Genomic DNA, 19,993 nt, shown 5'->3' with positions numbered 1-19,993 from the left:
GAATCCAAATGATTAGCGTTACTGTAAAATCTGTTTACCGGTTTGATCCAATACCTCGTCACGGATAAGCCTACCGTAATTAAACTCTGCCTTTCTTCTGAGTTTGCCATCGTTAAAATAAGAGAAAGCCGTTCCCTCAAGCCGATTATTTTTATAAATTGCAAACTCTGCAACTTCACCGTTTTTATGATAAGTCTTAAAAATTCCGTTGCGTATTCCTTTTGAGTAATTTTCCTCTGCAAAAAGCTCACCGGTTCTATAATAATATTTTACAGTTCCTTCAAGAAAATCATTTTTGTAAAAATTTTCTGAAAGAAGTTCACCCGATTCATAGTAAGTAACAGCAGAACCGCTTAGTTCATCATTCGTATAATTATATTCACCGACTAAAACTCCTTCATCATTATATACTTTTGCCTTACCGTTTTTTAATCCATTTATATAGTTTATAACCTTCGAGATATTCCCATTCGGATGAAAGTAGGTGTTTATTGAATCAAGCTTTCCGTTTTCAAAATTTAAGATTGATTCGAGGTAACCATTATTATGGTAATATTTATTTACTCCGTCTCGAACACCTTCTTTGAATTTTACTTCGGCCTTTAATGTTCCTTCTTCATAATATTCGTTAAAATTTTCCTCGACTTTATCAAATTTGCCAACAATATCGTATCGTTCACGTTTTACAATTTGTCCGCTTTTGTAAGTATCTATTACTTTGATTGAGCCATCCGGATAGTAGATATATGATATCCCTTCAAGCAAATCATTTTTATAATTTGCTTCTAAAGCTACAACACCAAAATCGTAGTACACCTTGCTTATCCCTTCAAGCTTTCCATCAACATAATTTCTTTCGACTTCGACGGGACCGGATTCAAAAAATATTTTAGAGAGGCCATTTAGCTCATTGTTCTTGTAATTCCAAATTGCTTGAAGAGCACCGCTTTTATAATAGGTTCTTGTAAATCCGTTAAGTTGATTATCGGTATAGTTTGGCTCAGCCCATAACTCACCAGTTTCGTAATACCATTTTGAAATGCCTTGCAGCATTCCGTTTTTATAATTCCAGATCATACTCAACGTACCGTCGGGAAAATACCATCTGGATTCACCTTCTTCCTTGCCAAATTCAAAATACCATTCCTTCCAAAGTTGACCGGTATTGTAGTATTCCTTGTAAGTTCCGTGCCTTTGGCCGTCAAAATAGGTTCCTTGCGTCTCGAGCTTGCCGTTGGGATAATAAGTTCGTTTAACCTCTTGGGCCGAATTGGTAAGGATTGCCATCAAAAAAAGTATAATAAAAAGTGAATGTATTTTCATAGACCGAGTCAATTTGAGAATCACAAAGCTAATGAATTGATTGAACAAATTGAATGTAAAAATTATTTTATCTTTGTTTTATAATTAACAATATATAAACAAAATGAGACCGAGAATGTTTCACACAAAAGAGCGTCTAAATTTTTATGATTGTGATCCGGCAGGGATTATATTTTTCGCAAGCTTATTAAAACTTGCTCATACTTCATATGAAAAATTTCTAGCTGAGGTTTCGCCCAATAGAAATTATTTTTTTGATAATGAGATTGTTTTACCGATTATTCATTGCGAAGCCGATTATCACAAACCCTTAAAAGCATTTGATGAAATTGACATCACAATAACAGTACAAAAATTAAAACAGAGCTCTTTTGAATTGTATTATACATTCGAAGTAAATCAAATACTTTTTGCTGAAGCTAAAACCGCTCACGTTTGTGTTGATAAAAAAAAGTTTTCAAAAACTAACTTGCCCGGCGATCTTATGAATGGTTTGTCAGTACACCTACCAAAAGATAGTTGAGGAATTTATTGAAATAATTTTTTTATTCCTGACAAATTAATTTTACCCATTTCATCGACAGGTATTTGATCTATTTGTTTGATCGCTTTTGGTATTTTATAAGCAGTTAATCTAGCTTTTAAGTCTTCAATTATTTTTTCTATTTGAATTTCCTCGCTTGATGTAATAACAGCACAAACTTTTTCTCCCCACTTTTTATCATCAACACCAAAAACAACGGCTTCATTAATTAGATCAAATTTTAATAACTCAGTTTCAATTTCGCGGGGATCGATTTTTTCACCACCGGATATAATAAAATTATCGATTCTTCCTTCAATAAATAGAAACCCATCCTTGTCGATAAAACCAATATCACCGGTATTGAACCACTTGTCTTTTAGTCGATCGTTATTGAGATAATGATTTTTATAGTAACCACTAAATAGCGAAGGTGACTTAACTAGAACCTCACCATCATGAATTTTTACTTTAACATTAGGTAACGGTTTTCCGGCGGAATTTAACTTTTCAATTCTATCAGTAGGCTCAAACATGGAAATCATGGATCCGGTTTCTGTTGAACCATAAACTTTATATACAGGGAGCTTTTTATCATATGCTCTAATTAAAAAATCAGACTCAATCGGTCCACCTCCGGCAAAGACAGCTTTTATACTGTCTTGAAAATCTATATCACTCTCAATAAATCTTTTTAGTGTTGCATTAACGAACGACATGTATTGCGGTTTATAAAACTTTATAGACTCAATTAGGTTCTCCGATCTCACCGAATTAGGGATACATAAAGTACCACCTGATAAGAGGCTTCTCAATATCATTTGAAAACCACCAATTCTGAAGAATGGAAGAGAAGCCAACCAAAGTTCATTTGATTCAAATAAAATTTTTGAGTCAATACTTTCTGCACTTGAGTATAAACTTCTGAAAGTATGCATTACAGCTTTGGGATTGTTTGTCGAACCTGAAGTAAAGAGAATAAGAGCACTATTATCAACAGTATAAATTTCATCACGAATTTGGTTTTCTCGTGTTGTAACAACTTCTGCAATGTTTTTACAATTTATAAAACTGATTTGTTGTTCTCTTTCTTCATCCGGTAGATTTGGATTAATCGGAAAAACAATTCCACCAAGATTCCAAACTGCAAGTGTATTAATTACAAAACTCGGGGAATGATTCGCATTTATACCAACGATATCACCTTTCTGAATTGTACTTCTCAATTGCGAAGATACAAACTGTACTTTTTCATGCAATTCATTGTAGGTCAATATTTTGTCATTTGATAGTAGAGCATAATTATTAGGATTCATTTTAACTTGCTCTAATAACCAATTGCTATGTAATGAAACAGTTAACATTATGAATTAATTTCTATTTCCGAAATATATTTATCAATTGAGAAATGAACTTTGCCTCTACTGACCGGAAACGCATCATCTACTGGTTGGTTAGTAAATAGTTCAGAAGTGTTTAGACCCTGTGCTAGATTATTATTTACTAATCCAGAACATAAAACTAAATGCCTTCTACCTATATTGCTTTCAAATGACGAAGAAATTATAATCTTAATATTTGTGCCTTCAATAAGTTTTTGTAATTCTAATATTTGTGAAAATCCGCCAAACAACATCGGTTTAACAATTAGAAATTTTAAGTCGGAGTTATTCATTAATTCTTTAGCATCTTTTAAACTTCTAAAAGATTCATCTGCTGCTAGTGGAATAGAACAATTATAACTTAAATCGCAGAGATCATATTTATCTTGAACCGGCTGCTCAACATATTCGATAGGAAAAGATTTTAATAAATTGCAATGACTACTGGTTTCATCCTTTGTCCATGCGCCATTGGGATCGATTCTAAACTTCAGCGAATTATTATAATTATATTCAGTCCACTCTAATAATGTTAATAATTGGTCAATATTTTCCTTCCCAACTTTGAGTTTTATTGTACCAAACCCATCTTCGATGAACTTTTGAATTTTTGCTTTGGATGATTCAATATCTTCTATACCAAGTAAGCCATTTACATTTATGTTATTTGCTAATACTGGAAAGTGGCTTAACTCAAAATTTCTTTTGAAATAGGCAGACAAGAAAATTTGTTCCATTGCATATTGAACTGATGGCATTAAAGAAATGTTTTTAATTTGATCAAGAATGTTTTCAAATTTGAAACCAATTTTCATTGGAAAAATTGAGTCTATTTTTTTTAATTCATTTTCGACTTCAATAAATGTTTCGGTGCTGTAATTCGGAAGGGGAGCAGCTTCTCCAAAGAATTTATTACCGTCGCTATCTTTACATTCTAAAATGAATACTTTTCTCTCGTTAAACTTTTCTCTTGAATTAATAAATTTATCTTTGAATCGAAGCGTATGCGAAAAATATTTGAACGAAGTCAGTTTCATAAAAGTATTCCTACGGCAAACAGTATTCCGTAAACCGCAGAAAGTTTAGCTGTGAGTGCTAAAGTAGAATTTAGATCTTTCCCCGAAAGCTTAAAGATCATTGAAACCAATTTTATTGCAATGGGTAAGGTCAAAAGAGGAAGAAATACATAAATGCTCTGCTTATAAGTGAAGTAAACCAAGAACAAAATTGAGTAAGAAAGAATCATGAAAATTAAATATTGCATCTTTGCAAAAGTACCGCCAAATTTTACCGCTAAAGTATTTTTTCCCGCTATTTTATCTTCTTCCAAATCTCTATAATTATTTACAACAAGGATGTTTGTTATGAGTGCACCGACAGGAATTGAAGACCAGAAAACTAACATCGTTATTTCCTGAGCTTGAACATAGTATGTTCCGATTGTACCAACAAACCCAAAAAATATAAATACGAAAATGTCACCGAGACCATTGTAAGCTAAAGGATACGGACCCGCAGTATAAGCATAACCAGCTATTAATGATAACACACCAATAATAAAAATAAACCAACCGGCTAGATAAACGAGATACATTCCAAGTATGAACGCGGTACTAAAAACGACTGCTATTCCAATTCGCATTTCGTTTTCGGAAATTAGACCTGATACAAGAACTCGAATAGGACCTAGTCTATCTTTTTTATCGCTGCCTTTTAAATAATCATGTAAATCATTAACAAAGTTAGTCCCAATTTGAATTAAGAGAGAACACAGTAATGCAACTATTGCAGCAATAGGATTGAATAATCCGTCGTGAATAGCTATGGAAGTCCCTACAAAAACCGGCATCACAGCAGCCGGTAAAGTTTTGGGTCGACTTGCAAGGAGCCAGCTTTCAATTTTCGATATTTGATTTGTACTTTCTAACACAAATAGTTTTTAGCAATTACTTAAAAAAGTATCTAGAAAATTTTATGGAACTCTTGGAAATTTAGAAAAATCCGGTTTACGTTTTTCATTGTAAGCGTTTCTGCCTTCTTGTGCTTCGTCACTCATGTAATAAAGTAATGTTGCGTTACCCGCAAGTTCTTGAATTCCTTGTTGTCCATCAAGATCAGCATTGAATGCAGATTTTAAACATCTTATTGCTAACGGACTCTTTTCGAGAATTTCTTTAGCCCACTGAACACCTTCTTCTTCAAGTTTTTCTACCGGAACAACCTTGTTTACCAGTCCCATTTTTTCTGCTTCTTCAGCGTTATATTGACGGCATAAATACCAAATTTCTCGTGCTTTCTTTTGTCCGACAATACTTGCCAAATAACTTGATCCGAAACCTCCATCAAAACTACCAACTTTGGGACCGGTCTGGCCAAAGATTGCATTATCAGCCGCAATAGTTAAATCACAAACAACATGTAGAACATGTCCTCCACCGATTGCATAACCGGCAACTAATGCTATTACGGGTTTCGGCATACTTCTAATAACTTTTTGAACATCAAGAATATTTAATCTAGGAATTCCGTCACCACCAACATATCCTTTATCACCACGAATGCTTTGATCACCACCGGAACAAAAAGCATACTTTCCATCCTTTGCCGGCCCGGCTCCTGTTAATAATACAACACCAACTTCGGGATCTTCTCTTGCATCTAAAAATGCTTCATGCATTTCCAAAACTGTCTCGGGGCGAAATGCATTGCGTTTATCCGGACGATTAATTGTAATCTTTGCAATCCCGTCCAGCTTTTCATAAACAATATCCGAATAGTCTTTAACTTTTTTCCAATTAAAGCTCATTGTAAAACCTTTTAGTTAGTAAACAAAAATTTATAGAAAATTAGTTCTCAAAAAGCGATTGACTAAAATAACAAAATCGGAAGGTTTTTCTAAATGGATATTATGTCCGGTGTTTTCAACTATAGAGTATGTTGAGTTTTGAAGCTGTTGATTCATTTGATCATTTATTAAGCAATACTTTTTATCACTTTCGCCGACAATTAATTGAATGGGAAAAGTAAAAGTGGTCAAACTTTCCCAACAAGGTTTCATTTTACCTTGACTGAACCCAAGCAATGAATTTGCCAAACCGGCTGGATTATTATTCAATTTACTTATCTTTATCCGATTGAGTATAGATGTGGATAATTGTTTTTGAGAACTAAATATTGGTAAGTTCATCCAGTAATCTACGAACCATTCAATTCCATTTTTGTGAATATTTTCAGCAAGAAGCTTATCGCTATGTAATCTTTCATTTCGCTGATTATCCTCTTGGATACCGGGTGAAGTTGATTCTAAAATTAATCCATGTACTCTCTCTCTGTAATCTTCCGCAAATGATAAGCTTAAACGTCCCCCCATGGAATATCCGCAAAGTATTGCTTTGTTGATACTTAACAGGTCTAAAATTTCCTTGAGATGATTTACTAATGTTAATTGTTCATATTCAACAATATCATTTGGTGCAGAAGATTGACCGTGACCAATTAAATCAAGAGCAATGCAAGAAAAATTTTCATCTATTTGAGGAATTATTTCTTTCCAGTCTAATGACGAACCGGAAAATCCATGGATAAAAAGAATGGTGGGTTTATTGGTATTATAATATGTTGCATCAACAAAAAGATGATAATTTTTGAAAGGAATTTTCATAAATCTTTTTCGACAAGTTGAATTACATCTCGAAAATATTTCTTTCTTAGTTCAATTGCTTTTCGATAATCTGTTTTAATTTCCAACAAACTGAAATCTCTGTTCGTCAAACTAACTTTTAATTTCTTAGTCAACGAATCAAATGACTTTATTGAATAATACTTAGCTTGATATGTTTTAGCAAGTTGCGAAAATTCTAAATTAAGAGGTGTAAAAAAATACTCGTCAAAAATTGATTTTTCTTTAACCACGGGAAGCATACCGAAAATTGCACCGCCGCCATTGTTAATCAATATAATTGTCAGTGGTATTTTATACTTCTTAATTATATGTAATCCATTCGTATCATGAAAGAAAGAGAGATCGCCCGTAATTAAAACAGTAGGTCGTTTGGAAGCGACAGAAATTCCAGCTGCAGTGGAAGTTATTCCATCTATTCCGCTCGCACCACGATTTACAAACAAGTTAATATTTTTATTTGATTTACTCTTGAAAAACTCTAAATCACGGATTGGCAGACTATTTGAAACAAATACATTTGAGTATTTAGGAAGTGATTCAAATACTTGTTCAAGGATATTTACTTCTTCATAAACTTTTGTGGCTCGTAGAAAACTATTTTTCATTTTTTCAATTCTATTATCAATTTCAATAATGGAATTTAAATATGTCCGACTCTTATTTTGATCTATCTTTTTATAAATCTCACTGCAGAATAGAATCGGATCAGATGTTATTGTATACGCAAAATTAACGCCTGAATCTTTTCTATCCCCAAAAGAATTTACTGCAACTTTATATGATTTTAAATTCTTTAAGAAATCCAACATTGCGTTTGATGTTGGTGCGTTACCAAATTGAATAACTACTTTCGGTGAATATTTTTCAACAAATTTTGAAGAGCGCAAGAATGCTGGATGATTGACAATTAAATTTTTGTGATTACTCTTTAGAAAAATTCCGCTAGCACCGTCACATAATATTGGGTAACCGGTTTTGTCTGAAAGCTTAATAATTTCTTTTATAAAATCCTTTGAGTAATTATCCCACCCGACTAATATTAATCCTTTTCCCGATCTATTTATTTTCGAAACAACATCTTTCAGGATTTTATTTTTTGCTGAATACTTTCTTGTGTCGACGGTAAACGATGTACTTAATTCACTAATGCTCTTAAGTAATTCACTTGGGATGACACAATCATAAGTAGATTTTTCTAACGGTTTATCGAATTGAAAATTGAAATGAACCGGACCACAATTTTCATGTAAAGCAATTTCGAATGCTTTGCTAATATTTTTATGTATTGAAATGAATGCGCTTAATTTGATATTCGGCAATGCAATATCTTTAAATAAACGAATATGATTTCCGTAAAGGTTATTCTGATTTATTGTTTGATTTGCTCCTGTATTTCTTAATTGTGCCGGTCTATCAGCAGTACAAATAATAAGTGGGATTCTTTGGAGATAAGCTTCAATAATTGCAGGATATAAGTTTGCTGTTGCAGTTCCCGATGTTGTTAACAAGGCAACGGGTTGATTTACAGCTTTGGCAATTCCAAGAGCAAAAAAAGCGGATGATCGTTCATCAATATTAACATATTTTTTAATTCTTTTGTTCTCGGCAAAAGCGGTAGTTAGTGGTGTATTCCTTGATCCAGGAGAAATACAAACATGCTTTACTCCAAATTGAACAAATTGATCAACTATAAACTTTGACCAGATGTAGTTAAGATTGTGGGACATTTTCATGCGGAAACAAAGATAAGATCGGTTTTAATTTTAATTCAGTTTCTTCAAATTCTAACTCTGGATCAGAACCTTCAACAATACCACAACCGGCAAATGCAAAAAGTTTGTTGTTCTTTAAAAGTCCCGATCTTATAGCAACGGCAAATTCACCTTGCTCTTCAAAATTGAACCAGCCGATTATTCCGGCGTATAAACCACGATTATAACCTTCTGTGGTTCTAATAAAATTTAATGCACCAGACCAAGGCACGCCGCATATAGCAGGTGTTGGATGAATCTCTTTCAAAATTGAAAAAATTGTATGACCAGGTTTTAGTTTAGCTTTGATTGGTGTCCATAAGTGTTGAATGTTGGAAAGTTTTCTAATTATTGGTTTTTCATCATAGACAATTTCATCAGAAAACTCTGCGAATGAATTTGTAATAAAATCAACAACCGCATACTGCTCGTTTAAGTTTTTCTTACTAAGTAACAATTCTTCGGCTAGTCTTTCATCGTCGCTTTGATTTTGCCCACGCGGAGTTGAACCCGCAAGAGCATCAGCTTCAACCCATCCGTTTGAAATTTTTGCAAGCTTCTCCGGTGAAGCACCAAAAAATATTGATTCATTTTTACCGTAAGCAAAAATATAACATCTTGGATATTCTTCGGATAGTTTATGTAATTTCTCTGATAGAATTGGTTTACCGGATATGTTTAAAGAAACTCTTCTTGATAAAACAATTTTTTTGTATGTACCGCTTGAAATCTGATTTAGTGCAGAATGAACTTTATCAATCCAATTTTCGCGTTCATTTTTGTCATAAAGATTTGATTCATCAACAGATTCCGGTTCAAAAATCTGATTCTCTACCTGCAATGACTCAAATAATTTCATTCTGGATTTAAATAAGTTCGCTAGTTCAATTTCCGGTAGGTTTTGATAGGTAAAATTTAGTACAATAAAATATTTTTTATTTTGTTTAAGAAGTACCAACTTAGGAATAAACCAGTCAGAATCTGCAAAATCTTTCCATATTGATTCCGTGGAATTCCCCTCGGGAGAAAATTTCATTCCACCCATAAACACAGGTACCGATGAAATATTAAGAGAAGTAAAATTCGTGAAATAATTATTTATCCATTTCTCAATTTGTGTGCGACTGAGTTCAGTTCTATTTTCACCGTATGTTTGAACTTCATCAAGAGAATCAATACCTAGTATTGTGTAATCCTCATCAGGTTTTTCCCAATAAAAAAAAGAATGGCTACCCGAATTTAGATTATTAATAATTTGATGAAAATTAATTTTAGGATAATCGTAAGCAAATGAAATCAATTTTATTCGGTTTGTTTCATTAACTTTATCGGATTTAATTCCGTCTATGAACTGAAAGAGATTTTCAATTTTTGGAGTCAACACAAATACTTTATTTAAATTAGACGTTAAAATAAAAAAATAAATTGTAGTTATAAAGCTTGATTACATTAATAGAATAAGATGAACTAACATGATAAAACAAGTCGATGTAAATAATAAAAGTTACAACATAGTAATAAAAAAAAGTAAGCAAGCAAAACATATACAATTACGCATCCATAAAACAGGTGAAATAAATCTAATAGTTCCCCTTAGAAGTTCTATTGAAAAGGCGTTAAATTTTTTAGATGAACAATTAGAATGGATAGAAAAAAAAATATCAAAACTTGCATTTAATAAGAATAAATTCAGATATTTAGGTAGTCGAATTAATATCCGTAGTATTACGGATAAAAAAGATAATCTGTTCTCTATTTACTGGTTTGATAATGAGTTGATAAAATCAACAAGTCAAGAAATTAAAGTTGAACAACTTTATGATCAATGGCTCTTTGAGAAAGCAAAACTATTTATTCCGCAAAGAGTTCATCAACTTGCTGATAAGTATGGCTTTGTCTTTAACAGTGTGAAAGTTAAAAGATTAAGATCACGCTGGGGAAGCTGTTCTTCAAAAAAGAATCTATCGTTCAGTTATAGATTAATGCAGTTTGACATTAATGTTATCGACTATGTTATTATCCATGAACTCTGTCATTTAAAAGAAATGAATCATTCTAAAGCATTTTGGAGTTTAGTAAGAAGTGTTTTACCAGATTATCAGAATTACAAAAAAACTTTATCATCCAATTAATAATTCTATCAGAGAGGAGTTAGAATGGACCAAGCAAAAACCGATTTAGCACTTGATCTTTGGACAAAGCTTTCCAAGGCGTATGACAAAGTTCGTAAAGATCAGATGAAACAAATGTCTCAAGAAAAATTAACTGCACCACAGTTCAATGTTCTTGAAGTTCTTGCTCGCAGAGGACCCCTTCCTCTAAAGCGAATCAGTGAAGAATTAATGGTTACCGGAGCTAATATTACATGTGTAGTAGATAATCTTGAAAAAGAAGATTTAGTATTACGCGTTCACTCTAAAGAAGATAGACGAGTAATCAACGCTGAACTTACAGAAAAGGGAAGAGAAAAAATTAATGGTATCTTACCTGCTTATGCAGCACAGATGGCTGAACTTACAAGTGTTCTAAATGAATCCGAGCAAAGACAGTTATCAACACTTTTAGAAAAACTGAATTAAACTGTTTTAAATTCTTTTGTTAAAATGGAGGGCTATCCATTCGTTCATTCTTTTAAGTGAGATGAATTGGAAGCCCTTCTTTGCATAAACTTCTTTAATATCATCTTCGTCTATATTTAGCAAACCCGAAAGTATCAAATCTCCATTATCTTTAATTTTATCCGAAATCTTTTCTGCTATATCTACTAAAATATGTTTATTGATGTTAGCCAATATTAAGTCAAAATCTTTATCGTCAACAGAATCGATCTCGCCGAGCTGAACTTTGACTTTATCCTCTACTAAATTAAGCTGAACATTTTCTAAACCATTTTCTAAACACCACTCATCATTGTCAATTGCAATAACATTTTCTGCTCCAAACTTAGCGGCTGCTATTGCTAAAACTGCTGTTCCACTTCCAACATCTAGAACTTTAGTATGATTATCGTAGACTTTTTCCATCAGTTGAAGAACTAATTTAGTTGTTTCATGTTCGCCTGTTCCGAATGACATCTTAGGATCAATTGTGATGATTAGTTTGTCCTGAGAACTTTCAATCGGCTTGAATGATGGTTTTATTATAATTCTATCGGTTACATGAATCGGACTAAATTTCTTCTCCCATTCTTCATTCCAATTAATTTCTTCTATTTCATTTTCTTCAACCTCGTAGGTTTCAATTAAGTTTTCTTGTTTTAATTTTTTTAACTCATCTTCTATTTCATTTATTGAGACTGAAGATTTTGGTGAAGAATATACAATCAAGTTCATTTCGTTTTCTGTAATTCCCTCAATATCAAGATTCCATAATTGACCCGAGATTAAATCAATATTGAAAGGAAGTGCAGCTATTACAAATACTTTATGCTTTCTCATTTATAACTCGCTAATATTTTACAAATCTCATCTTGAATTCTTCTTGCTTTTCTTGCTGAACCGGAATAATTCTGTACAAAAATTGAAAAAGCCAACATATGGTTATTGGCAGCTTTTGCATAACCGGAAACTGTACTTACACCGCTAATAGTTCCGGTTTTAGCACGAATATTCTTAGATAAATTAAATTGCCGCATTCTATTTTTTAATGTTCCGTCAACTCCGGCAATCGGAAGTGATTCATAAATTACATTGTAGACTGCCGATTGTTTTTTATATAGATACTTAAGCAAGTCAACTATTAATTGAGCTGAAATCAAATTGTAGTGTGACAATCCGGAACCATCAGCAAACACAAATGTTTTAGGATTATAACCGATTACCGTAACTAGGCTGTCAATCATTCTTAATCCTTTTTCTGCTGAAGCTGATCCGGAGAAAAACTTTGAACTCAATTTTCTAATTAACATTTCAGCACCCAGATTATCACTTTCTTTGTTTACATCATTTATAACTTCAATTATATTTCTTCTATTAACGTACAGTGTATCGAAGTCATCGGTGATTTTTTTGATTGTCGAATATCCATTGAATTCAATTCCATTCCCATTCAATTGCTCGCCGAATATTTGAATAAAGAATAAATGCGGATCTATGATATTAACCTTTGCTGAATCAACACCTTTGTTATGCGAAATATCACCTTTAATTATAATTCGGTTTGAATGATTTAGCCAATCTCTGGTTACTGTTATATTAGAAGTATCTTCTATTGTTGTAACTAGTGAATTCTCAAACGTGTAAAAATTTGATTCGGGATAAAGCGAGACTTTCGCAATTGAATCAATCTGTGAGGGTGAAAAATATATAGTAACGTAATTCTTATTTATGTTTAAGGGAGAAAGATATGGATTAAACGAATGTGGATTATCATCCCACATCCATCCTTTTCCAAAGTAAAGTGAATCCATTTCGGAAACATCAGCATAAATATTTCCTTCAACTTTTCTAACACCGCTTATTTTAAATTTTTTAATAATCGTGTCAAAATCTTTCAAAGTAAAAAGCGGATCAAAACCGCCCTTAACAATAATATCTCCAATTAATACGGAGTCAACAACTTTCCCGTTTGTATAAAATGAAGTTTCGAAATCAGCATCTTCACCAAGATAAAATAAGGCTGCGGAAGTTGTTAATAATTTCATATTTGAGGCGGGACGCAAAACTAATTTTTCATTTTTTCTGTAGAGATATTTTTCGGTTTGCAGATCATATACATCAATAGCAATTTGAGAAACAGTAAGTAAACTATCCTGAAGCAAAAAATCGATTTGTGTTGATAAATTTTGAGAATGAACTTGCGATGGAATTATTATATAAACCGCTACAAATATTAAAGCAATATTCTTCATTAAAAATATGCTCGTTCTCTGAATTCAGCCCCGATTTCTTCGGTTACTAATTTTCTAGCTTTCTCTTTGTCCACTTCGTCAATACCAACTACCGACATAACAACTTTAGAATATTGTTTTGCAAGTTTTGCAAATTCAATCATTTTGGAATGCATATCAGGCTTAACCCGCATCAGTTCTGCATATTGCTCCGGGTAAACAGAATTTAAGCTGACTGATACAGTATCAATCAATCCTTTTAGCTCAGGTGTAATATCGCGTTGATTTATAACATTACCGTGTCCGTTAGTATTCATTCTTGTTTTGCCGCCGTTTTCTTTTACATACTTAGCAACTTCCTTCACAACATCCCATCTAATGGTTGGTTCACCATAACCGCAAAAAACAATTTCATCATATTTTGTCGGATCTCCGATTTCCTCAATGTAAACGGAAGCCTGAGGTTCTTCGCTTTTTTTCATTTTCAATTTGTAACCTTGTACTTCAGCGGTAGTTTTTCTTTTACAGAAGACACAATCAGAATCGCACCTGTTTGTAACATTTATATACAATGAATTACCGATCTGGTATGTATAAACCAGATTACTATTCTTTCCGATTCCGAAAAGTTTGTAAGCATTATAAGATGTAATTTTTGCAAGTTCATCTGAAGATATATTATGAACTTCGCAAATTGTTTCGGCGATTAGAGGAATGTTGGAGGGTTCGTTTCGCTTCCCTCTATATGGAACTGGTGTCATAAACGGTGCATCGGTTTCCAGCAATAAATGCTCAGGGGGAATTGACTTCAAAATATTTCTTATGTCATCGGCTTTTTTGAATGTAACATTTCCGGGAAACGAAATGAAGTGATTCATACCGATTAATTCTTTTGCATCATCTGCGGAGCCTGCAAAACAATGAAACTGTGCTCGTAATGAAGTATCGGCATATTCTCTTATAATTTTCATTAAGTCATCATTCGATTCTCTGTTGTGGACAATTATCGGCAGATCTAATTTAATTGCTAATTCAATTTGAGAACGAAAAGCCTTCAGTTGAATTTCTCGCGGTGAAAAATCGTAATAATAATCCAATCCGATTTCACCTATTGCAACTACTTTTGGATGTTTGCTAATTTTTTCAATTTGTACTAGTAATTCATCCGTCCATTCCTTTGTTTCATGTGGATGAACTCCAACACCCACAAAGATATTTTCATATTGATCGGCAAGTTTAATTGCTTGCATTGAAGTCGGAATATCAGTGCCGGGGACTAGAATTGCTCCGACACCAGCGTTGCGAGCTCGTTCAATAACTTGATCTAATTCATCGTTAAAATTCGGAAAGAAAAGATGAGCATGAGTGTCAACGTACATAGTTTTCCATTTTTATATAAAAATTAAGTTTGAATCGAACCAATAATTATCGGTTCTTCATTAATGTCTCTACAAAGATTTATAACATTATCCACTTTGGATTTATCTACAACTGCAATTAAACCAATGCCGAGGTTAAAAACTTCTCTCATTTCATCATCGGAAACATCACCAACTTTTGAAATCAATTTAAAGATTGCAGGCATTTCCCAAGCTGACCAATCGATTTTAATTTTTAAATTTTCCGGAACGACTCTTTTTGTGTTCCCGATAATCCCGCCACCGGTGATGTGTGAAAAAGCATTGACCTTACTTTTAATTTTTGTAATCAATTCGAGATAGGATTTATGAATTCGTAAAAGTTCTTCACCGATCGAAAATTCAAGTTCGTCAACTTTATCAGTCACGGAATACTTACTAAAAAGAACATTACGCGCTAACGAATATCCATTTGTGTGAAGTCCATTCGATTTAAAACCTAAAAGAATATTTCCTTCTTTTACTTTAGTTCCGTCAATTATTTCAGATTTCTCAACTACGCCGACAATTGTTCCGGAAACATCATATTCGTGTTCATCGTATAGTCCCGGCATTTCAGCAGTTTCGCCGCCGATTAATGCGACATTATTTTCTTTGCACGCAATTGAAAATCCTTTAATAATTTGCTCTGCTTTATCGGGAAATAATTTTCCGAAAGCGAGATAATCCATAAAGTATAAAGGCTTTGCACCGCAAACGGCAATATCGTTTATACAATGATTTACCAAATCTTGCCCAATCGTATCATGCTTATCCATCATAAATGCAACTTTCAACTTAGTGCCAACACCGTCGACACTAGAAACAAGAACGGGATTTTCATATTCCTTTTTATCAAATTCAAAGAACGCACCAAAATGACCGATGCCGGTTAATACATTTTTGTTAAAAGTTGATTTCGCATAATCCTTAATCCTAGAAACCGTTTCATCGCCGGCTTGAATGTTTACACCGGATGATTTATAATCTGCTGCCACACCTACTCCATTTAGTTTAATTAACAAAGATAAAGCCTGTTTAGGTAAAGTGAAACTTTTTATGGAGATTTGTTGTAAAGCGACAGTAAATCATTTAATCATATTATGTTAGAGCCTATTGAAATGATGAAAAATTAAACTATTTTTCATAAATTTGCGGTTCACTTTTGTGTGATGATAACTATAAACTAAATGGAAACTTACGAATTAACAGATCGCGAAAAAGCAATTTTACGATATGTGATTCAGCAGTTCATTTTAACTGCCAATCCGGTCGGATCGCGTAATATTGCTAAAAGATATGATATTGGTCTTTCACCGGCTAGTATTAGAAATATTATGTCCGATTTGGAAGAATCCGGTTTCTTGAATCATCCACATACTTCTGCCGGAAGAATTCCGACCGATAAAGGTTATAGGTTTTATGTTGATTCGTTGATGGATCCACCAATTTTAGATTTATCTCAAAAAGATTTGATCACGCAAGGATTGGAATCAATTAAAGGTGAGACTGAGGATTTACTCAAACTTACTTCTGTAATTTTAAGTAACTTAACAAATCAACTTGCTTTAGTAACCTACCCGAAATTTGATCAAGCAATATTACAAAAGATTCAAATAGTTCAGTTATCATCTAAAAGAATTCTCGTGGTAGTTTCTGTAGAGTCCGGTTTGGTTAAAACAATTACACTTGAATTAACAATTGATATTAAGCAAGAGAATTTACAATTAACTGAAAGATTCCTGAACGAGAGATTAAGCGGATTAAAATTTTCTGAAATCAGAAATACTTTGAATGAAAGAATAAAAGATTACAAACACGAAGAAAGCAAACCTTTAATAAGAGTATTCATTGATTCGGTCGATCAAATTTTTGCCGATAATAAAATTGAGGACAAATCATTTTTAGCCGGAACAAAAAACATTTTGAATCATCCGGAGTTCGAAAATCACGAACATTTGCAAGGTGTTATTGAATTAATAGAGGATAAGGATATAATTATTCATTTAATGGATTCAAAAAGAACCGGCAGTGTCGATAATGTTTCAATTACAATCGGTTCGGAAAATATCCACACTAAATTTTCCGATTATAGTTTTGTTACTAAAGAATATAAAGTTGGCGAAGCAACCGGAACACTTGGAATTATTGGTCCAAAAAGAATGGAGTATTCAAAAATTGTCGCAGCCGTAGTTTACATCGGAGAGCTGCTTTCAGAAGAATTAAAAAAATAGTTGAGGTAATAAATTATGTCAAACAATAAGAAAAAATCTGATGAAAAATTAAAAAAGGATGAAATGAAACAAGACGATACAAAAATAGAGATTGAACGCGATGATGTTCAACGACAAGAAGTAAATGAAGACGATGTTCAACAAGTTATCGAAATGAACGCAAAAATAGAATCACTCTCTAAAGAAAATGAACAATTAAGAGATCAACTTTTACGAAAAGCCGCTGAGTTTGAAAACTATAAAAGAAGAACCGAAATTGAATCGGCAAATTTTATTAAGTATGCAGGTGAAGCTGTTATTACTAAAATGCTTCCTGTGTACGATGATCTTCGAAGATCGCTCGAACATGCTGATTCAAAAAATATTGATTCGCTTAAAAAAGGAATTGAACTTGTAAACGAAAAATTTACACGCATATTAAAAGAGATAGGTGTTGAAAAAATTGATGCAAAAGGAAAAGAATTTGATTTTAACTTTCATGAAGCACTAATGCAGAAAGAAGTCGAAGGAGTTCCTTCACATATAGTGTTGGAAGAAATTGAACCGGGTTATATGTATAAAGATAAAGTGATTAGGCATAGTAAAGTTATAGTTAGTCAAGCCTCGTCAAAATCTGATGAACAGCAGCAACCCGAAAATGATAAAGGATAAGAATGAGTAAGAGAGATTATTATGAAATACTCGGTATTAATAAAAATGCTAGTACCGACGAGATTAAAAAATCATATAGAAAACTAGCATTAAAATATCATCCAGACAGAAATCCGGATGATAAAGAAGCTGAGGAAAAATTTAAAGAAGCTGCTGAAGCTTATGAAGTCTTAAGCAATGACGAGAAACGGCAAAGGTATGATAGGTTTGGCCATAGTGGAATGAGAGGCGGACAAGATTTTCATGGTTTTTCTGATGTTAATGATATCTTCAGTCATTTCTCCGATATATTTGGTGGTGCTTTCGGCGGATCATCTATTTTTGATGATTTCTTCGGTGGTGGAAGAACATCTTCAAGATCGAGACAAAGAACATCAGGTACACCCGGCACAGATTTAAAAGTTACCTTAAAATTGACATTGGAGGAAATTGCCTCCGGTACTACAAAAAAAATAAAAATAAAAAAGTATATTAAGTGTAATACATGTAATGGTTCCGGAGCTGAAGATTCAAACTCTTTTCAAACATGTTCTGTTTGTAATGGTTCAGGCGAGATTCGACAAGTTTCGCGTTCTGTATTCGGGCAGTTTGTAAATATTGCCGCATGTAACAATTGTAACGGAACAGGAAAAGTAATTTCCAAAAGATGTGGTACTTGTTCGGGCGAAGGCAGAAATTACGATGAATCAACAATTAGAATAAATGTTCCGGCCGGAGTTACGGATAATAGTTACATGTCATTACGCGGAGAAGGGAATGCCGGTAAAAATGGCGGTCCAGCTGGGGATGTAATTGTTATCTTCAAAGAACTTGAACATGAATTTTTTGAACGCGACGGCGATAATGTAATTTATGATTTATTTATAAGTTATCCGGAAGCAGTAATGGGAACCGAAGTCGAAGTTCCAACATTAAACGGCAGAGCAAAATTAAAAATTGAATCTGGCATTGAGTCCGGCAAGTTTTTGAAAATGAGAGAAAAAGGAATTCAACATCTCAATAGTCATGGTGCCGGTGATCAATTAGTCAGAGTGAACATTCATATTCCGAAAAAAATAAATTCGAAAGAGAAAGAATTATTAAAAGAACTTCAGGAGATGCCGAATATTAAAGTTCCCAACTAAAGAAAGGAATTTTAACATCAGATTTAATGAATTCGGAAAAAAGATCGGATTTACTAACACGGAATTCAAAGTAATTCTGTTTTTAGTGATCGCTTTACTTTTGGGAGCTTTTCTCAATTATTTGAAATATGAACCTGAAAGCAAAGAATTAATTACGTTCGATCACACTGAGCAAGATAATTTATTCGATTCAGCAGGAATAATGCTCAAAAATGTGGAAAAAAGAGTTGATTCTAAGCAGGAACTTTTGGATTTTAGTGTCGATAAATCTAAAAGAAGCAACGGCGAAAAGAAAGAGCTTCTTGAAAAAAGCATAAACATTAATACTGCCGATATTGAGCTTTTCATAAAATTACCTGGCATTGGAATTAAAACCGCCGAAAAAATAGTTGAGCTCAGAAATCTCAAAGGTGGTTTCGGATTTATTGAAGAACTGCTTGAAGTAAGAGGTATCGGCGAAGTTAAGTTTGAAGGAATTAAAAAATATATATACGTTGCTAAGTAACAGTAATTTTAATCCGCCGGAGGAAAAATGAGTTCTAAATCTGAACCTTGGTATGTGCATGCGATTTTATACGTTATTATTCTTGCATTGGTTTATGTGTTAATTCAGGTTGCCATTATTGGCCCTACACAAGTTATTGAACAAGAAAATTATTACAAAACTGAATCCCGCACTCGAATGTTAAATATTCGTGAAGCTCAGATTTTGTGGAGAGAAAAAAATGGTAATTTTACCGATGATTTACAAAACCTAGTAAATTTCATTCAAAATGATACAATGGTTACTAAGTTAGAAGGACAAGTTGATTCTCTTACAGGAAGATCAAAATATCCGTTCAAAGCACTAAGCCACGGTGAATTTACGGCCGAATCACTTTACTGGTCTCCAAGATCGCCACACAAGTATTATACTCTAAAAGTTGATACATCTGTTATACTAGATACTGTAGTCAATAGAAGAGGAAATATTGTTCGTGTTGATACGTTAACTGAAATTGGTAAACGCTATTTGCTTGAAGATCCTTATGGTTATGGTAAAATTGGTGATTTAACCAGTGATGCATTAATTAATACCCCATCTTGGGAATAGTAATG

Annotated in this window: 20 protein-coding genes; 8 read left to right on the top strand and 12 right to left on the bottom strand. The window is 33.1% G+C overall.

Translation table 11 applies throughout. The features are described from left to right. Positions 1-18: 18 nt before the first annotated feature. The gene (locus QY331_13875; GenBank protein ID WKZ69044.1) at positions 19-1,323 is read right to left on the bottom strand and encodes a toxin-antitoxin system YwqK family antitoxin; all 1,305 of its coding nucleotides are present in this window, start codon (positions 1,321-1,323) and stop codon (positions 19-21) included. A 115-nt stretch (positions 1,324-1,438) separates the two neighbouring features. Between QY331_13875 and QY331_13870 the strand changes: the two genes are divergently transcribed. Beyond that, positions 1,439-1,846, top strand: coding sequence for a thioesterase family protein (locus QY331_13870; GenBank protein ID WKZ69043.1), 408 nt, complete (start codon positions 1,439-1,441; stop codon positions 1,844-1,846). A gap of 5 nt (positions 1,847-1,851) precedes the next feature. Here the strand turns inward: QY331_13870 and QY331_13865 are convergent, their stop codons facing one another. Genes QY331_13865 through QY331_13835 form a run of 7 tightly spaced genes read right to left on the bottom strand, consistent with a single transcriptional unit; the run spans position 1,852 to position 10,045 of the window. Next, entirely contained in the window at positions 1,852-3,162 is a 1,311-nt protein-coding gene (locus QY331_13865) for a class I adenylate-forming enzyme family protein (GenBank protein ID WKZ69042.1), read from the bottom strand. A gap of 47 nt (positions 3,163-3,209) precedes the next feature. Then, the gene (locus QY331_13860) at positions 3,210-4,265 is read right to left on the bottom strand and encodes an enolase C-terminal domain-like protein (protein ID WKZ69041.1); all 1,056 of its coding nucleotides are present in this window, start codon (positions 4,263-4,265) and stop codon (positions 3,210-3,212) included. Then, positions 4,262-5,158, bottom strand: coding sequence for a 1,4-dihydroxy-2-naphthoate polyprenyltransferase (locus QY331_13855; protein WKZ69040.1), 897 nt, complete (start codon positions 5,156-5,158; stop codon positions 4,262-4,264). Before QY331_13855 ends, QY331_13860 begins: the two co-directional genes overlap by 4 nt. Positions 5,159-5,200: 42 nt before the next feature. Continuing rightward, on the bottom strand, positions 5,201-6,034 hold the full coding sequence (menB, locus tag QY331_13850; protein WKZ69039.1) for a 1,4-dihydroxy-2-naphthoyl-CoA synthase: 834 nt from the start codon (positions 6,032-6,034) through the stop codon (positions 5,201-5,203). Positions 6,035-6,064: 30 nt separating this feature from the next. Next, complete coding sequence (menH, locus tag QY331_13845) at positions 6,065-6,889, bottom strand: 2-succinyl-6-hydroxy-2,4-cyclohexadiene-1-carboxylate synthase (GenBank protein WKZ69038.1); 825 nt, start codon at positions 6,887-6,889, stop codon at positions 6,065-6,067. Beyond that, complete coding sequence (menD, locus tag QY331_13840; protein ID WKZ69037.1) at positions 6,886-8,637, bottom strand: 2-succinyl-5-enolpyruvyl-6-hydroxy-3-cyclohexene-1-carboxylic-acid synthase; 1,752 nt, start codon at positions 8,635-8,637, stop codon at positions 6,886-6,888. Before menD ends, menH begins: the two co-directional genes overlap by 4 nt. Then, positions 8,621-10,045 (bottom strand): isochorismate synthase, encoded by a 1,425-nt coding sequence (locus tag QY331_13835; protein ID WKZ69036.1) that lies wholly within the window; start codon positions 10,043-10,045, stop codon positions 8,621-8,623. Before QY331_13835 ends, menD begins: the two co-directional genes overlap by 17 nt. Before the next feature lie 88 nt (positions 10,046-10,133). Between QY331_13835 and QY331_13830 the strand changes: the two genes are divergently transcribed. Both QY331_13830 and QY331_13825 read left to right on the top strand, forming a co-directional pair. Next, a complete protein-coding gene (locus QY331_13830; GenBank protein WKZ69035.1) occupies positions 10,134-10,793 on the top strand; it encodes a SprT family zinc-dependent metalloprotease in 660 nt (219 codons plus the stop codon). 24 nt (positions 10,794-10,817) lie between these two features. Further along, positions 10,818-11,240: a MarR family transcriptional regulator gene (locus QY331_13825; protein ID WKZ69034.1), complete on the top strand. Its 423-nt coding sequence runs from the start codon at positions 10,818-10,820 to the stop codon at positions 11,238-11,240. A gap of 6 nt (positions 11,241-11,246) precedes the next feature. On the opposite strand, the gene prmA is transcribed toward QY331_13825, so the two are convergent. Genes prmA through purM form a run of 4 tightly spaced genes read right to left on the bottom strand, consistent with a single transcriptional unit; the run spans position 11,247 to position 15,884 of the window. Next, positions 11,247-12,098 (bottom strand): 50S ribosomal protein L11 methyltransferase, encoded by an 852-nt coding sequence (gene prmA / locus QY331_13820; GenBank protein WKZ69033.1) that lies wholly within the window; start codon positions 12,096-12,098, stop codon positions 11,247-11,249. Next, complete coding sequence (dacB, locus tag QY331_13815) at positions 12,095-13,510, bottom strand: D-alanyl-D-alanine carboxypeptidase/D-alanyl-D-alanine-endopeptidase (protein ID WKZ69032.1); 1,416 nt, start codon at positions 13,508-13,510, stop codon at positions 12,095-12,097. The genes prmA and dacB overlap by 4 nt, the downstream gene beginning before the upstream one ends. After that, the gene (locus QY331_13810) at positions 13,510-14,868 is read right to left on the bottom strand and encodes a YchF/TatD family DNA exonuclease (GenBank protein ID WKZ69031.1); all 1,359 of its coding nucleotides are present in this window, start codon (positions 14,866-14,868) and stop codon (positions 13,510-13,512) included. The genes dacB and QY331_13810 overlap by 1 nt, the downstream gene beginning before the upstream one ends. Positions 14,869-14,891: 23 nt before the next feature. Further along, on the bottom strand, positions 14,892-15,884 hold the full coding sequence (gene purM / locus QY331_13805) for a phosphoribosylformylglycinamidine cyclo-ligase (protein WKZ69030.1): 993 nt from the start codon (positions 15,882-15,884) through the stop codon (positions 14,892-14,894). A gap of 192 nt (positions 15,885-16,076) precedes the next feature. Here purM and hrcA point away from each other — a divergent pair, with 192 nt between their 5' ends. From hrcA to QY331_13780, 5 genes are all read left to right on the top strand, one after another. After that, on the top strand, positions 16,077-17,120 hold the full coding sequence (gene hrcA / locus QY331_13800; GenBank protein WKZ69029.1) for a heat-inducible transcriptional repressor HrcA: 1,044 nt from the start codon (positions 16,077-16,079) through the stop codon (positions 17,118-17,120). Between the two features lie 15 nt (positions 17,121-17,135). Continuing rightward, positions 17,136-17,771, top strand: a complete 636-nt coding sequence (gene grpE / locus QY331_13795; protein WKZ69028.1) for a nucleotide exchange factor GrpE — start codon at positions 17,136-17,138, stop codon at positions 17,769-17,771. A gap of 2 nt (positions 17,772-17,773) precedes the next feature. Further along, positions 17,774-18,895 carry a molecular chaperone DnaJ gene (gene dnaJ / locus QY331_13790; protein WKZ69027.1) on the top strand — a complete coding sequence of 374 codons (1,122 nt, stop codon included), beginning with the start codon at positions 17,774-17,776 and terminating at the stop codon, positions 18,893-18,895. 121 nt (positions 18,896-19,016) lie between these two features. Next, positions 19,017-19,400, top strand: a complete 384-nt coding sequence (locus QY331_13785) for a helix-hairpin-helix domain-containing protein (protein WKZ69026.1) — start codon at positions 19,017-19,019, stop codon at positions 19,398-19,400. 27 nt (positions 19,401-19,427) lie between these two features. Further along, the gene (locus QY331_13780) at positions 19,428-19,988 is read left to right on the top strand and encodes a hypothetical protein (GenBank protein ID WKZ69025.1); all 561 of its coding nucleotides are present in this window, start codon (positions 19,428-19,430) and stop codon (positions 19,986-19,988) included. The last annotated feature ends 5 nt before the right edge of the window (positions 19,989-19,993 follow it).

The sequence above is a fragment of the Melioribacteraceae bacterium genome, from assembly GCA_030584085.1.
Taxonomy (GTDB): domain Bacteria; phylum Bacteroidota; class Ignavibacteria; order Ignavibacteriales; family Melioribacteraceae; genus SURF-28.
This window is presented reverse-complemented; position numbering and strand designations above follow the sequence as displayed.